This window comes from Hyphobacterium vulgare, assembly GCF_042643335.1.
In the GTDB taxonomy this organism is placed as follows: domain Bacteria; phylum Pseudomonadota; class Alphaproteobacteria; order Caulobacterales; family Maricaulaceae; genus Hyphobacterium; species Hyphobacterium vulgare.
Window position 1 is genome coordinate 39,849 of record NZ_JBHRSV010000003.1, and the last position, 13,186, is coordinate 53,034.

Here is a 13,186-nt window from a genome sequence, read left to right on the forward strand (position 1 = left end):
CTGAGTTTGGTATTTCTCATGTAAATCATTAGGTTGTCATCCACGAGAGACGTTTTTTGTTGGATCACCTGAAGGGTGAGAGCTTGGATCGGGTCGATTTCGACCGCCGAGTACGGGTGGAGTTCCGGGGTGCGCAGATCAGTTCGGACGGCGACTTGCCGGTGATGCGGGAACTCGATCACGCGCTCGGATTGTCCGATCTGACGGCAACAGCCCCACGCGAGACCCGACGCGGCAAGAACACGATCCACCGTCTCGACGGATTGTTCCGGCAATCGGTATTCGGCCGGTTGGCCGGATACGAGGATGTCAACGATGCCGACCGGCTGGCCCTCGACCCCGTCATTGCGCGCTACGCGGAGCGCGACCTTGGCGGCCGGTTCTTCCAAGCTGATGCCGCCTACGCAATCCCCGCGATCTAAGAGCGACTGGAAGAAGCCCGATTCTTCTACGCCATCCGGCTGCCCGCCAACACTGTCCTGGGTGAGAAGATCGCGCAACGGCCGACACGGCCCTTCGGGCGACCTTCGCTGACCAAGGTCAAACGGTTCTTCGAGGACTTCCATTATCAGGCAGCGTCCTGGGACAAGGAGCGCCAGGTGATCGCCAAGATCGAATGGCACCCGGGCGAGCTGTTCCCGTGCGTCGGCTTCATCGTCACCAACCTCTCGATTAATCCCGACTGGGTCGCACGATTCCACAACTAGCACGGCACCGCCGAGCGGCACATCAGGGAAGGCAAGGGTGCCTTTCGCTGGACGTGGCTGTAATGCCGGAAGTTCCGTGAAAACGAGGCGCGGTTGCAACTGCACGCGTTGGCCTACAACCTGGCCACCTTCTTACGCTGCATCGAGTTGCCCGAAGCCATGGCCGACTGTTCATTGAGCAGCCTCCAGCTCAAGCTGATCAAGATCAAAGCGCGTCGAACGCCACGCCCGCGCCATCACCTTCCAGCTGGCCGAGGTCGCCGTCACCGGCCCGATGTTCCGTGCAATCCTCGCCGCCATCCGCCGTCTTCGAGCGCCCCCTCATGAGCATGACCGCGATCCAGACTCAAACTAAACGAAACCGGCAGGACAGGTCTGCCCGCTGCGCTGAAAAAACACCACCGCCTAGCCAGAACACCGTGGCTTCGCGGAATGATCCGCCCAGTTCCAGCAGTCCGCTCGACCGAAGAAGCCGCTCGAGGCGTAAAATGCTTGTCCAACAGGCCGCCTATGACGATATTGCAATCAGAAGGCAGTCCACTTGGGGAATGTCGGCTACTATAAGCCGAACATGCCCATCGCCCTGACCGAAGCGAAGGACAACAGGACCGATGCAACGGCACAGGCGGATTTTCTCGCCGATTTCGGCGCCGAGATGCTGGCCGGCCGGGTCACCACCGACGGCTTGCGGTTAACGCTCGCTTTGGGGCGGGTCATTCATCTGCGGCCCTCGGCAACGCCCCGAAGCTGCGGTTCTATGCCGAGGCGGCGACGGGGCTGGAAACACTGAGCAAGAGGGTGGGATAGATGGAGAAATTCTTTTCCGTAGACGGCGACACGATCACCGTCCGCCACAATTCCGGGTTCTTTTCGAATTGCAGCGTCTCGCTTCATGCCATCGTCACCCTAAGCAACCGTACGGGGCGATTTCCTGAGCATGTCGACTTCAGCCAGACTTTCCGGGAATTCAAAGATCCCGAGGATCTAGAAGCGGATGTCTATCCAGCGTATTTCGCGGCACAGAACCAGCCTAGAACACGCCCCCCCGAGGGGGGGGCTGTCAACTTCCCACTCTATAGTCTCTTCGACTATCGCGAGCAATCCTATACCGCGATCGAACCGTTTATGCAGCGGTATTTCCGCCCCTCGCAGGCGGTGCTGCACAAGGCCCTGATCCTGCAGGAAAAATACGGCGTGAATCCGGATCGCCTCGTCACGGTCTGTTACCGGGGCACCGACAAGCATTTGGATGCGACGCCAGGCAGCTTCGAGACTTATATCGACGAAACCCGCCGCCGGCTCGAGCAGGATCCGATGCTTGATGTCTTGGTGCAGACCGACCAGCAACAATTCCTCGATTTCGCCCGCGCGGAACTGGGATCCGTCCTCGTCATCGACGACCTGCCCCGGACCACGTCGGGCACGGTCATGCACAGGATCGTCTCGGACGGAAAGGTCGATTGGGCGCAGACCTTCCTTGCCGTGACATGGCTGATTGCGCAATCGCGGCACCTCATCACCCATACCGGGAACGTCGGGCGCTGGCTCTGCCTGTATCGGGGACATATGGATCGTGTATCTCAGTATTTTCACCCCAAGGGTGCCGAGACCGGGGGATGGATTCGTTGACGGGTGGGGCGGCAGGATTTCCGGCCCTCGAATCAGGCGCCTTGCAATCATGGCTAACGATGCTTCTGTAGCCCCGTTCAGGTGACTCCGGTGAATCGTAGATTCGGAGGCTCAGGTTCCGTGCTCGACCAGGAGGCCGATCGCCCTACCTGCAGGCGGCTCAGGCACAGAAGCGTCTCACGCATAACACCATGTTGGAACGGCTGGACCTGATTGTCCAGCTGGTCTTGCAGAGCCTTTCCGAAACCACCCCAACCCTTTCACCCGACGAGGAGCAGATCTGGGCGGTCGGCAATTTGCAGGCTTGTCACGATGACAGATGTTGTCGTCCTCGGCTCAAACAATAAATCGATTGGCTACAAGGGACGCGCGCGTGGGCTCTACTGAGTCAGGCATCGTGCCCAAGCCCAAATGGAGCTGTAGTGAGGACATTAAACCTATGCCACCTGGCCGTCCATGCGCACAACTCTATGTAAAACAAGCCGACGCGAAAGGTCTGGTGAAGGTTCATTGGAGAAGCAGCCTTTCGCTTGCTCCGGTTCGCGGGTCCCGATACAAGCACTAAGGATGCTCGGTTGTGGGGGTTTATCGTGATAAGGCCGGTGATCTTGTGCGGCGGGGGCGGCACACGATTGTGGCCCTTGTCGACACCTAGAAAGCCCAAGCAGTTCCTCAACCTGATCGGCGCGCGTTCGATGTTGGCGGAAACTGCTGCTCGCGTTGACGATCCGGCTCGATTTTCGAAACCACTCGCTATCGGGGCGGCTCGTCATGCGCACCTACTTCGTGATACGCTGCCGAATGCCGACATTTTGCTTGAGCCTATCGGTCGCAATTCTGCTCCCCCAATAGCTGCAGCTTGCCTCCTGGGCGAGTCCGACGATTTGATGGTAGTTCTTCCCGCGGATCATTTCATCGCGGATTTACAGGCCTTTCATGCGGCGATTGAAACAGGGGTCAGTTCAGCGATGGCCGGGCGACTAGTCACGTTTGGCATTGAGCCTGATCATCCAGCCATCGGTTACGGATACATCGAAGCGGCCGGCTTCGGGCCGGTCCGACCCGTAACCAAGTTTCACGAAAAGCCCAGTCGCGAGGAAGCGGAGCGCTATCTCGAGGCGGGCGGATTTTATTGGAACGCCGGAATATTCCTGTTTCGTGCCGGGGACATGATCGACGCATTCGCCGAGTTCGCTCCAGACATACTGGATGCCGTAACAAAAGCCTTAACCCCGGACGGCTTGGACCCGGAGAAATTTTCCGCGGTCAGGAGCGAGAGTATCGATTACGCCGTACTTGAGCGGGCCGAGAGAATTGATGTCGTACCGGTGGAAATGGGGTGGAGCGATCTGGGTGACTTTCGAGCTCTGCATGCAGCAGGGGTCACGGCGTCGGTCGTTCCAGGCAACGTTGTTTCGCAAGGCCACGTCTCGACGACTGAGACTACGAACGCCTATATCCGAGCGGAAGGGCTTCGCGTTGCGGTACATGGACTTGATGACGTTGCGGTCGTCGCGACGCCCGAGAGCGTTCTTGTGACACGTCTAAGTGATGCAGCCGGTATTAAGCCGGTAGCAGGGGCCATACAAAATCCAGGATTTGGTGCGGTAAGAGAGGACCAGAGGAATTGGCTTGGAGACTGGCTGTGGGGGTCTGTCCTGCCGGCTTGGGCAAAGCTTGCGGTGGATCCGGTACAGGGCGGCTTCGTCGAGAATATCAATCTGGATGGCACACTGCGAGTTTGTGAGACTCGGCGCGGGCGCATCGCTCCGCGTCAGCTCTTCGCATTTGCACGAGCGAGGCGTCTCGGTTGGAATCCAAACGGTGCCGCTGACGTGATTATTGACGCAGCGCTGGATTTTCTTACCAACCGGGGACGAGCGCCTGGCGGTGGTTGGGCGCATAAGTTCAACGGCGATGGAACGATCCAGGAAGGTAACCGCGACCTTTATGATCATGCGTTCGTTGCGCTAGCCGGGTCAGAACTCGCTTTACTTGGCGATGAGCGAGGTATCGCGCTTGCCAACGAAGCGTTTAAAGTCATCGACACTCTTTTCCTCGACCCCACCCACGGTGGTTGGCGGGATCCGGAGACAGCGCCCAATCTTAAGCGAGCCAATCCTCATATGCACCTTCTTGAGGCGAGCTTGGCTCACTATGAAGCCCTGCACGACCCGGTCTCGCTCAATCGGATTGAGACGATTGCGGAGCTGTTTGAGAGGTGGATGTTCGACCCCGCAACGGGCGCCGTGATCGAGGATTTCAATTCAGATTGGTCACGCTTGGGTGAGGCGCGTGTAGAACCCGGACATTGCTATGAATGGGCGTTCCTGTTGGCTGAAGTGGAACGCCTCACTGGGAGGGATACGGCCAGTTGGCGTCGTAGACTTGTTGATTACGCTGAGCGTGCCGGAGTAAGCGCTGGACTGGTTATTGATGCCATCGGAGCGGAGCCGGTCTCTCACAGATTATGGCCTCAGCTGGAACGCTTTCGTACGCTGGTTCACGTTTATCACCCCAGCTCAGAACTTTCGAAATTCCTGGAAGAAGTCATCGAACTGTTTCTCAAACCTGGTCCGAGGCACGGTTGGATCGACAAGTTGGACGCCAGTCGAGCATGGGACGTGTCTGCTGTTCCTGCTAGTATGCTCTATCATCTTATGACTGCACTAGCCCCGATTGCTCGTGCGCCGCGATAAGTCGTGATCTATTCTCCACCCGTTGGAAAGTTTTTGGCGTGTTTGACGTGACCCCCTGTTTTCATCCAACCGAAGCGAGAGTCCGGGGTTGTTTTGATCCTTCGTGGATCGGGGTTGCATGAGGACGGGGCGCGGAGCCTTGACGTAGCGCAGCGCCCCGGTCGTCGTTGGACAGCTGGCGACGGTATTCCGCAGGCGTCATCCAGCTGAGCTGAGAGTGAGGTCGTTCCTCGTTGCAATCGCGCCGCCAGCCGCTCAGGACGGCTCGCGCGTGCGGCAGGGAGTGGAAGAGGGTCTCGTTGAGAAGTTCGTCCCTGAGCCTGCCGTTGAAGCTTTCAACGAAGCCGTTCTGCATCGGCTTGCCCGGTGCGATGTAGTGCCAGCCGACACCGGATCGGTCAGCCCACGAAAGGATCGCATTCGAAGTGAACTCGGTCCCATTGTCGCTGACGATCGTGGTCGGCTTGCCCCGCTCTGCGATGAGTACGTCCAGCTCGCGCGCGACACGCTGGCCTGAGAGCGAGGTGTCGGCGATCAGGCACAGGTTCTCGCGCGTGCAGTCATCGACCACCGCCAGCATCCGGAACCGGCGCCCGTCGGTGAGCTGATCAGAGACGAAGTCGAGGCTCCACCGTTCGTTCGGCCGCACTGGCGTCTCGATGGGGCGCCGCGTTCCAAGCGCTCGCTTCCGCCCGCCACGCTTGTGCACCATGAGCTTCTCTTCGCGATAGATCCGCTGGACCCGCTTGTGGTTGACCTCATGGCCCTCGCGGCGGAGCAGCACGTGGAGCCGGCGATAGCCGAACCGACGACGCTCCTGGGCGAGCACCTTCAGCCGGTCGCGCAGCTCCGCGTCGTTCTCACGCGTGGACGCATAGCGGATCGAGGTCCGGTCGCTTCCGATCACACGGTACGCCCGCCCCTCACTCATCTCGAAGGCCGTCCGCAGATGCGTCACGGCCTCGCGTCGAGCCGCGGGCGTCACCACTTTTTTCCCAGAAGGTCTTTCAGCGCCGTATTGTCCAACATCGCGTCGGCGAGAAGCCGCTTCAGCTTGTTGTTCTCCTCTTCGAGAGCCTTCAGCCGCTTAGCCTCAGACACGCCCATCCCGGCGAACTTGGCCTTCCACTTGTAAAACGTGGTCGTGCTTACTCCGTGACGCCGGCAGACTTCCGCCGTCGACATCCCTGCTTCCTGCTCGCTAAGGATCGCAATGATTTGCTCTTCGCTAAATCGTGACCGCTTCATCGTTCGTCCCTTCCTTGGGCCGAACTCTACCCTTCCGTGGAGGAATTTCAGGGGGTCACGTCAAAGGTTTTTCGGAAGTTGGAGTCGCAGGTAAATCGAACTCGCGTAACGCCTTAAGACCGCGCGCAAGTATTATTTCGCCCGAACTCGGGTTTCTACGCTGTTCGCGCCAATAGGCATGATCCCAAGCGATATGGGTGATCGCTTCGTAAAGGCCCGGACTGCGCAGCCGTCCAAGGAAGCGGCGTAGGGACATATCAGGCTCACGCCAGACTGGCGGCGGGGCCACAGGATCTGGTCGTCCGCATATTCGATCCATGATAACATGTGCCCGTGCCTGACCAGCAATTAATCTGAAAAGATAGCGCCAACTCAACCTATCAGCCTTGATGTGGTGATCGAGGCGCAAAGATGGGATGTAGCCCACTTGATAGCCTAGAGCGTCAGCAATCCGAGAAAACAAGCTGTCCTCTCCGCTGGCTAGTTCGCGGCCAGTCCGGCCAAGGCCGCCAGCGTCGCCACTTGCACGCACTAGGTCAGCGAATACGCGAGCGATATTGGCTCGCACGCACAGTCCCGCGCCAAAAGGTTCATGGGGACCCCAATGTTCGCCAGATCCGATAAGGGGGTCATCGCCGAGATCGCGTACCGCATAACGCGCGATATGTTGGCGTACCAACCAATCTGGCTGCCGTTCGAACAGTCCGTGTGCTCGTCCAGCAAAAACCCCGATTTTAGAGTTTTCTGAGGCAGCGCGTGACGCCTCAGACAGATAGTTTGTAGACAAGATATTGTCGTCATCGACGAATACAAAAAGTCGGCCTCTGGCCGACTCTATTCCACGTGCGCGAGCAAAAGCTAATCCTTGAACTGGTTCTTTGACCAAGCGTGCTGGAGAAACACCGGAGGCTTTGACTACATCATCCTCCAAGGCTGGTTCACTTCGATTGTCGACGATTATCACTTCACGGGTAGGCGCGCCCCGCTGCGAGGCGACGGCCTTCAGAACCCTGTCTAGAAGTCGGCGGTCCGGCTGATGAGTGCACAGTATAACCGAAACTTCGATCATCGCTGTATACTGCTCACTTCGTTTGCCAGCTCGGCAGCTGCGGTCTCATAGGCTTTGAAAGCCGCCCTCGCAGCTGATCGATTGTGAAGGTAACGCCAAAGCCGCGCAATCAATCGGGGCGGCTGGGTCGCTCCAAGTGCGGCGACCTCGCTCTCATAGACTTCAGGATTCAACCGCGATCTATTTTTTGAATGCAAACGAAAGCCGCCGAGTACACTCGATAGGGTAACCAACTCGGCACGCCGTGCGAAGCAGCGCCACAAATGAAAATCACCGGCAAGCGTCTGGGTGGCGAAAATGTCACGTTCAATTGGTGTAAGATCCGCATAAAGCGCGGTCGAGAAAAACACACTTTCTTGCTGGATTGCTCCAAGAAAACCGTCATGTCGACGTCCGGCCAAGATGTCCGAACGACGGTTCTCGCCACAAGGAAGCACCGCACGCAGACGGCCATGGTTGTCGAAAAGGCCAGGTAGACCCGTGACCCACAATGCCCCGCGAACAAATGCGGCGTCAGCCTCGATCAATGCCCAAGGCGTATACAAATCATCGCTGTTTAGCCACGATAGTACTTCGGCGCGACCGCTAAATCGGTCGAATTGGCGGCGTAATGCGTCATACATGCCGGCGTCCGATGCGGACTCAACGGTAATGCGCTGGTCTTCCGAGGCGTGCCGACGGGCGATGTCGAGTGTTCCATCAGAGCTACCTCCATCACAAACAATAAGCTTCCAATCCTGATGGTATTGTGCGCGGACCGACTGCAATGCCGCATCCAAATAGCGGGCCCCATTGAGCACCGGAGTTAGAATAAGAAATCGCATCAACCTATCCCACAGATCAGAGCGTGCTAGTTCTCTAACTTCCTTAAGGGGCGCGGTCATCCAGCGCACACCAAAATCGAAAATTTCACGGCATAAATTTTCATAACTCACGAGAAAATTTTGTATAGGCGGCAGTCGCGATCTTAAAGAAACATAAATATGAATTCTCGTAATTATATATACAAAATTTTCTATTATTTAGTTATATCTAATTAATAAAAAAATATAATAGAATTTATTCAAATAATATACTATATGATTTAAATAAATAAATAAATAAATAAATTTCTTATATAAGCCTCAAAAAATATAAATCGCAAAATAAGGGTGTCTGAATGAAAGTTTTACAACCCTAAAAAATCTTCGTAGGCGTTTTTTAAGCCGTCACGCAGACTAATCTTCGGAGCCCAGCCCAAGGCGCGCATACGATTAGCACTCATGAGCTTTCTTGGCGTCCCATCAGGCTTACTTGTGTCCTTGATAAGGGTGCCGTTAAAGCCGACCACCTCCATCACAAGGTGCGCCAGACGCTCGATCGCTATGTCGTCACCCGAGCCGACGTTAACGTGTTCTATTGAGGAGTGGACCTTCATTAGGTGAACCAAAGCATCGGCACAGTCGTCGGCATGCAGGAATTCACGCTTGGGCGCACCAGTTCCCCAAATAATTAACGAGTCAGCTCCAGCGAGCTTCGCCTCATGCGCCTTTCGAATCAAAGCTGGAATCACGTGGGAGTTAAGAGGGTGGTAGTTGTCGCCGGGTCCGTAAAGGTTTGTCGGCATGGCTGAAATGAAATCGCATCCGTACTGCTTTCGATAAGCTTGGCACAACTTGATTCCGGCAATTTTGGCGATGGCGTACCACTCGTTGGTAGGTTCAAGCGGTCCAGTAAGAAGGGCTGTTTCGACGATTGGCTGCTCAGCAAACTTTGGGTAAATACAAGATGACCCAAGGAAAAGCAGCTTTTCTACACCTGCCTTATGGCAGGAGTGGATAATGTTCGCAGCGATCATCAAATTGTCATAGAGAAACTCCGCGGGATATGTTTCATTCGCCAAGATGCCGCCCACCTTGGCAGCCGGAATGAAAACTGCGTCCGGCTTCTCCCGTTCGATCCAACGTGTGGTGGCGACTTGGTCAATCAGGTCGACTTCTTGGCGTGTCACCCTCAGAATATCTGCAGGATTTTCGCGTTCCAGTCGTCGCACTAGCGCAGAGCCCACCATACCGCGATGGCCGGCAACCCAGACACGCTTGCCTACGAGTGTATAGACCAACTGCCCTACTCCCCGCCGTGATTGCGCCGGTAGACGGCTTCAACCTCGATTAGCTCAATGTCGCTGCGGACCATTTCGCGGACCAGCTCAGGAAACGGCGTTGAGTGGGTCCAGCCTAGCTTCTCGCGCGCCTTGGACGGGTCGCCAATGAGAAGGTCGACTTCGGTCGGCCGGTAATAGCGCGGGTCGACCGCGATCAGGTCTCGCCCGGTTTCAGCGCACCGCCCAACTTCGCACTCCCCGGTTCCAGACCACTCGATCGTGATGCCGATTTCTTGGAACGCCAGTTCGACGAATTCGCGGACGGTATGCGTCTCACCGGTAGCGAGCACGTAATCATCACCCGTATCCTGCTGCAAGATGCGCCACATGCCCTCGACATAATCGCGGGCATGCCCCCAATCACGTTTCGCATCTAGGTTGCCGAGGAAGAGCTTGTTCTGGCGACCGAGCTTGATAGCCGCAACGGCGCGCGTGATCTTGCGGGTGACGAAGGTCTCCCCGCGCGTCGGGCCTTCGTGATTGAATAAAATACCATTCGAAGCGTGCATGCCATATGCTTCGCGGTAGTTCACTGCGATCCAGAAGGCATAGAGTTTCGCCGCCGCATATGGGCTTCGCGGATAAAACGGCGTAGTTTCCTTCTGCGGCACTTCCTGCACCAGCCCGTAAAGCTCCGATGTGGACGCTTGATAGAAGCGGGTCTTGGTCTCCATCTTCAAGATGCGGATGGCTTCCAGCATGCGCAACGTGCCGATGGCATCCGCATTCGCCGTGTACTCGGGTGTCTCAAAGCTGACCTTAACATGACTCTGTGCGGCGAGATTATAGATCTCATCCGGCTGAGTTTCCTGGATCAGCCGGATGAGGTTCGTAGAATCGGTCATGTCGCCGTAGTGCATGAAGAAGCTTGTGCTACTCTCGTGCGGATCGACATAAAGGTGATCCACGCGCTGGCTGTTGAACGAAGAGGCGCGCCGCTTGACCCCGTGGACCTCATAGCCTTTGGACAGCAAAAGTTCGGCGAGATACGCACCGTCCTGACCGGTCACCCCGGTGATGAGCGCCCGCTTCGTCATGGATTCTCCTTGCGCATGGCTTCACGTCTGGTCTGGTTCGGCGAAGGTGTTAGACTGTCGAGCTAGCCAAGACAAGCAAGGCTTCTTGCGGTTCATGCGATTGAAACAACCTGCACGCATTTCCGTCGTGGTGCCGGTGCTGAACGGCGCCCGGGTGCTCGGCGGCGCCTTGCGTTCGCTCACCAGTCAAGCCGGCGTCGATTTGCAAATCATCCTCATGGACGGCGGATCCAGCGACGGCACGCAGGAGGTGGTCAGGGAGTTCGCGCATGCGATCGACACGATCGTGAGCGAGCCTGACGCCGGACAGGCCGCTGCCCTTAACAAGGGGTTTGCGCGCGCCGACGGGGAGTACTTCGCCTGGTTGTGCGCCGACGACCGGCTTCGTCCCGGCGCCCTGGAGGCCCTCGCGGGGACGCTCGCTTCGCACCCGGACGCAGTGCTGGCTACGGGAAACTGCCTTCGCCAGTATACTTGGGGCGAACAGATTACGGCGCCGCCAGCGGATTTCCATACACGCCTGCAATGGATGAACACGATCGACCAGCCCGCCTCGCTTTGGCGCAGCGACGCTCATCGTCGCGCCGGAGATCTCGACACAGGGTTGAAATACGCATTCGACTGGGAGTTTTGGCTGAGATTACGCCGGCTCGGCGATTTCGTTGCGATCGACAGGCTTGTGGCCGACTATGTTTTTTCAGGTGAGAATCTCACCGCGACCGGCGGTGACCAGCTTGCTGAAGAAATGTACCGCGTGATGAAGCGTCATGGTCCCCAAAGGGGGGCGCTGGCGGACGCCTATCGCTTCCTCTATCACGTGTTCGACAAGCGCGGCTTTTACGACGCCGAGCCGGACCGCCGTCCGCCGACCTGGGCCCGCGCAGCCCACCACCTTGTGCTAGCCGCCATGCATCGTATTTACGGGCGGGAGCAGATCGACAGCTATAACTGGAACTTCGCCTCGCGGCAGGCGCGCGGTCTCGATGTCTTCTAAGTGGGGTTCTGGTAATCGAGCGCTTCGTTGATCGGGCCGAAAAACACCGGCCGGCCCTTTTCAAGCACAAGCCCCTTGGTGCAGAACGATGACTGAAGGGACCGGTTATGGCTCGCAAAGGCGAAGATGCCGGCCCGTTCGATCAGATCGCTGAGCCGGGCCTGCGCCTTCTTCTGAAACTGTGCATCGCCGGCCGAAATCCACTCGTCCAGAATGAGCACCTCAGGCTCGAAGGCTGTCGCGATGGCGAACGCCAGGCGCAGCCGCATCCCGGCGGAATAGGTCTTCATGGGCAGGTGGAGGTAGTCGCCGAGCTCGCTGAACTCGGCGATATCGTCGAATTGGCGGCGGATCTCGCCTTCCGTGCAGCCCATATGCCGGGCGCGGTCGCGAATGTTCTGCAGCCCTGAACACTCCTGGTCCAGGCCTGTGTGAATCGACAGGAGCGAGGAGATGCGCCCCTCCACCACCACGCGGCCGCTGGTGGGTGGAAGAATGCTCGCCATCACCTGCAGCAGCGTGGTTTTGCCAGCCCCGTTGGGACCGATCAGGCCAAGTCGATCGCCGTTGAAAAGCTCAAGATTGACGCCTTCAAGCGCCGTGACGCCGACGCCGCCCAGGCCATCCCCGATCCTGCCGCCAAGTGCGATCTTCGACAGCGCGCTTCTAAGACTCGTCGCGTCGGCGAACGGCAAGGCGTAGTGGACGCCGACATTCTCCAGCTTGATTCTCGCCATCTACAGCATCAGGCCCAGTAGTTCAGCCGGCGCGCGAACAGGCCGAAGCAGACCCATCCGATAACGGCGCTCGCAGCGGTGACGCCGCCGGCGACGGCGAAGCTAAGGCCGGTCCCGTCAAGTCCCATGAGCGGGCCGCGGAAGATGTTAAGGTAATGGTAGAGCGGGTTTAACTTCACCACCCAGGACCAGTCGCCCAACCGGTCGGTGGTCCAGAATACTGGCGTAAGGAAGAACGCGAAGGTGAGCGCTACGCTTGTCAGGTTCGGAACGTCGCGAAATCGGGCGCCGAGCACGCCGAGCGAGAGGCAGAGACTGAAGCCGGTGATCAGGATCAAGGAGAGGCCGGCAACCGCCAGCACGAGATCAAGGAGGCCGACGGTGCGCGATACGAGGAGCATCGCTCCGACAAGCACAACGAGCTTGACGAGGAAGGTGATCAGCTCGATGCCGACGGAACGGATCGCAAACAGTGTTTTCGCCATAGGCGTCTGCGTGTAGGTGCCGCGAGCTGCGATGAACACGCCGGCCGCCCCGTTCAGCAGGCTGGAGATCAGCCCCCAGACGATGATCCCGCAGGCGACATAAGGTAGGAAGAACTGCAGGTCGGCGGCGAAGATTCGCCCCCATAGAATCGCCATCCCGCCGACGGTCGCCACTGTGATCAGGAGCGTCCAGAAGATCGCCGACACCACCCCGTTATGGCGCTGAATGAAGCCGGCTCGAATCAGCGTGGCGGCGAGGCTGGTGCGTCGCAAACCCTCGCGAATGTCGCGCATGGCGTAGGCGAAGCCGCTCGAAGCGGCGTCATATTCGTATCTCGCGAGCGCCCGATCCGGCTCGCCGGATGGTGCGGATTCCAACGGGGGGCGGGACTCGACAGCGGCCATAACGGTAGGGATAGGAGTTTTGCTCCGGACGGG

General features: G+C 58.0%; 11 protein-coding genes and 2 pseudogenes. 5 read left to right on the forward strand and 8 right to left on the reverse strand.

What is annotated here, in order from left to right; genetic code table 11:
* Positions 1–59: 59 nt before the first annotated feature.
* The 4 genes and pseudogenes from ACFOOR_RS04900 to ACFOOR_RS04915 all read left to right on the forward strand — a co-directional run bounded on the left by ACFOOR_RS04900 (position 60) and on the right by ACFOOR_RS04915 (position 5,035).
* Positions 60–1,062 (forward strand): annotated as a pseudogene (locus ACFOOR_RS04900) (transposase).
* Between the two features lie 216 nt (positions 1,063–1,278).
* Positions 1,279–1,497, forward strand: a complete 219-nt coding sequence (locus ACFOOR_RS04905; protein ID WP_380213916.1) for a hypothetical protein — start codon at positions 1,279–1,281, stop codon at positions 1,495–1,497.
* 17 nt (positions 1,498–1,514) lie between these two features.
* Positions 1,515–2,336, forward strand: a complete 822-nt coding sequence (locus tag ACFOOR_RS04910; RefSeq protein WP_343164782.1) for a hypothetical protein — start codon at positions 1,515–1,517, stop codon at positions 2,334–2,336.
* A 602-nt stretch (positions 2,337–2,938) separates the two neighbouring features.
* Entirely contained in the window at positions 2,939–5,035 is a 2,097-nt protein-coding gene (locus ACFOOR_RS04915; protein WP_380213934.1) for an AGE family epimerase/isomerase, read from the forward strand.
* 61 nt (positions 5,036–5,096) lie between these two features.
* Here the strand turns inward: ACFOOR_RS04915 and ACFOOR_RS04920 are convergent.
* The 6 genes and pseudogenes from ACFOOR_RS04920 to gmd form a co-directional block, all read right to left on the reverse strand.
* A pseudogene (locus ACFOOR_RS04920) lies at positions 5,097–6,032 on the reverse strand (IS3 family transposase); the annotation flags it as partial.
* Entirely contained in the window at positions 6,017–6,283 is a 267-nt protein-coding gene (locus tag ACFOOR_RS04925; RefSeq protein ID WP_380213919.1) for a transposase, read from the reverse strand. The gene ACFOOR_RS04925 and the pseudogene ACFOOR_RS04920, both read right to left, overlap by 16 nt.
* Before the next feature lie 55 nt (positions 6,284–6,338).
* Positions 6,339–7,352, reverse strand: coding sequence for a glycosyltransferase (locus ACFOOR_RS04930; RefSeq protein WP_343164780.1), 1,014 nt, complete (start codon positions 7,350–7,352; stop codon positions 6,339–6,341).
* Positions 7,349–8,176 carry a glycosyltransferase gene (locus ACFOOR_RS04935; protein WP_343164779.1) on the reverse strand — a complete coding sequence of 276 codons (828 nt, stop codon included), beginning with the start codon at positions 8,174–8,176 and terminating at the stop codon, positions 7,349–7,351. The genes ACFOOR_RS04930 and ACFOOR_RS04935 overlap by 4 nt, the downstream gene beginning before the upstream one ends.
* Positions 8,177–8,520: 344 nt before the next feature.
* Positions 8,521–9,453, reverse strand: coding sequence for a GDP-L-fucose synthase (gene fcl / locus ACFOOR_RS04940; RefSeq protein ID WP_343164778.1), 933 nt, complete (start codon positions 9,451–9,453; stop codon positions 8,521–8,523).
* Between the two features lie 5 nt (positions 9,454–9,458).
* Positions 9,459–10,532 (reverse strand): GDP-mannose 4,6-dehydratase, encoded by a 1,074-nt coding sequence (gene gmd, locus ACFOOR_RS04945; protein ID WP_343164777.1) that lies wholly within the window; start codon positions 10,530–10,532, stop codon positions 9,459–9,461.
* Between gmd and ACFOOR_RS04950 the strand changes: the two genes are divergently transcribed.
* Positions 10,513–11,526: a glycosyltransferase family 2 protein gene (locus ACFOOR_RS04950; protein WP_343164776.1), complete on the forward strand. Its 1,014-nt coding sequence runs from the start codon at positions 10,513–10,515 to the stop codon at positions 11,524–11,526. The genes gmd and ACFOOR_RS04950 overlap by 20 nt on opposite strands.
* Here the strand turns inward: ACFOOR_RS04950 and ACFOOR_RS04955 are convergent.
* Positions 11,523–12,263 (reverse strand): ABC transporter ATP-binding protein, encoded by a 741-nt coding sequence (locus ACFOOR_RS04955; RefSeq protein ID WP_343164775.1) that lies wholly within the window; start codon positions 12,261–12,263, stop codon positions 11,523–11,525. The two genes, ACFOOR_RS04950 and ACFOOR_RS04955, sit on opposite strands and share 4 nt — an antisense overlap.
* A gap of 8 nt (positions 12,264–12,271) precedes the next feature.
* Positions 12,272–13,126, reverse strand: a complete 855-nt coding sequence (locus ACFOOR_RS04960; protein WP_343164774.1) for an ABC transporter permease — start codon at positions 13,124–13,126, stop codon at positions 12,272–12,274.
* Between the last annotated feature and the right edge of the window lie 60 nt (positions 13,127–13,186).

Excerpts from the sequence above, each read along its gene's own strand:
- ACFOOR_RS04905 (WP_380213916.1), top strand. The coding sequence starts at position 1,279 with ATGCCCATCGCCCTGACCGAAGCGAAGGACAACAGGACCGATGCAACG.
- ACFOOR_RS04910 (WP_343164782.1), top strand. The coding sequence starts at position 1,515 with ATGGAGAAATTCTTTTCCGTAGACGGCGACACGATCACCGTCCGCCAC.
- ACFOOR_RS04925 (WP_380213919.1), bottom strand. The coding sequence starts at position 6,283 with ATGAAGCGGTCACGATTTAGCGAAGAGCAAATCATTGCGATCCTTAGC.
- ACFOOR_RS04930 (WP_343164780.1), bottom strand. The coding sequence starts at position 7,352 with ATGATCGAAGTTTCGGTTATACTGTGCACTCATCAGCCGGACCGCCGA.
- ACFOOR_RS04935 (WP_343164779.1), bottom strand. The coding sequence starts at position 8,176 with ATGCGATTTCTTATTCTAACTCCGGTGCTCAATGGGGCCCGCTATTTG.
- ACFOOR_RS04950 (WP_343164776.1), top strand. The coding sequence starts at position 10,513 with ATGAGCGCCCGCTTCGTCATGGATTCTCCTTGCGCATGGCTTCACGTC.
- gmd (WP_343164777.1), bottom strand. The coding sequence starts at position 10,532 with ATGACGAAGCGGGCGCTCATCACCGGGGTGACCGGTCAGGACGGTGCG.
- ACFOOR_RS04955 (WP_343164775.1), bottom strand. The coding sequence starts at position 12,263 with ATGGCGAGAATCAAGCTGGAGAATGTCGGCGTCCACTACGCCTTGCCG.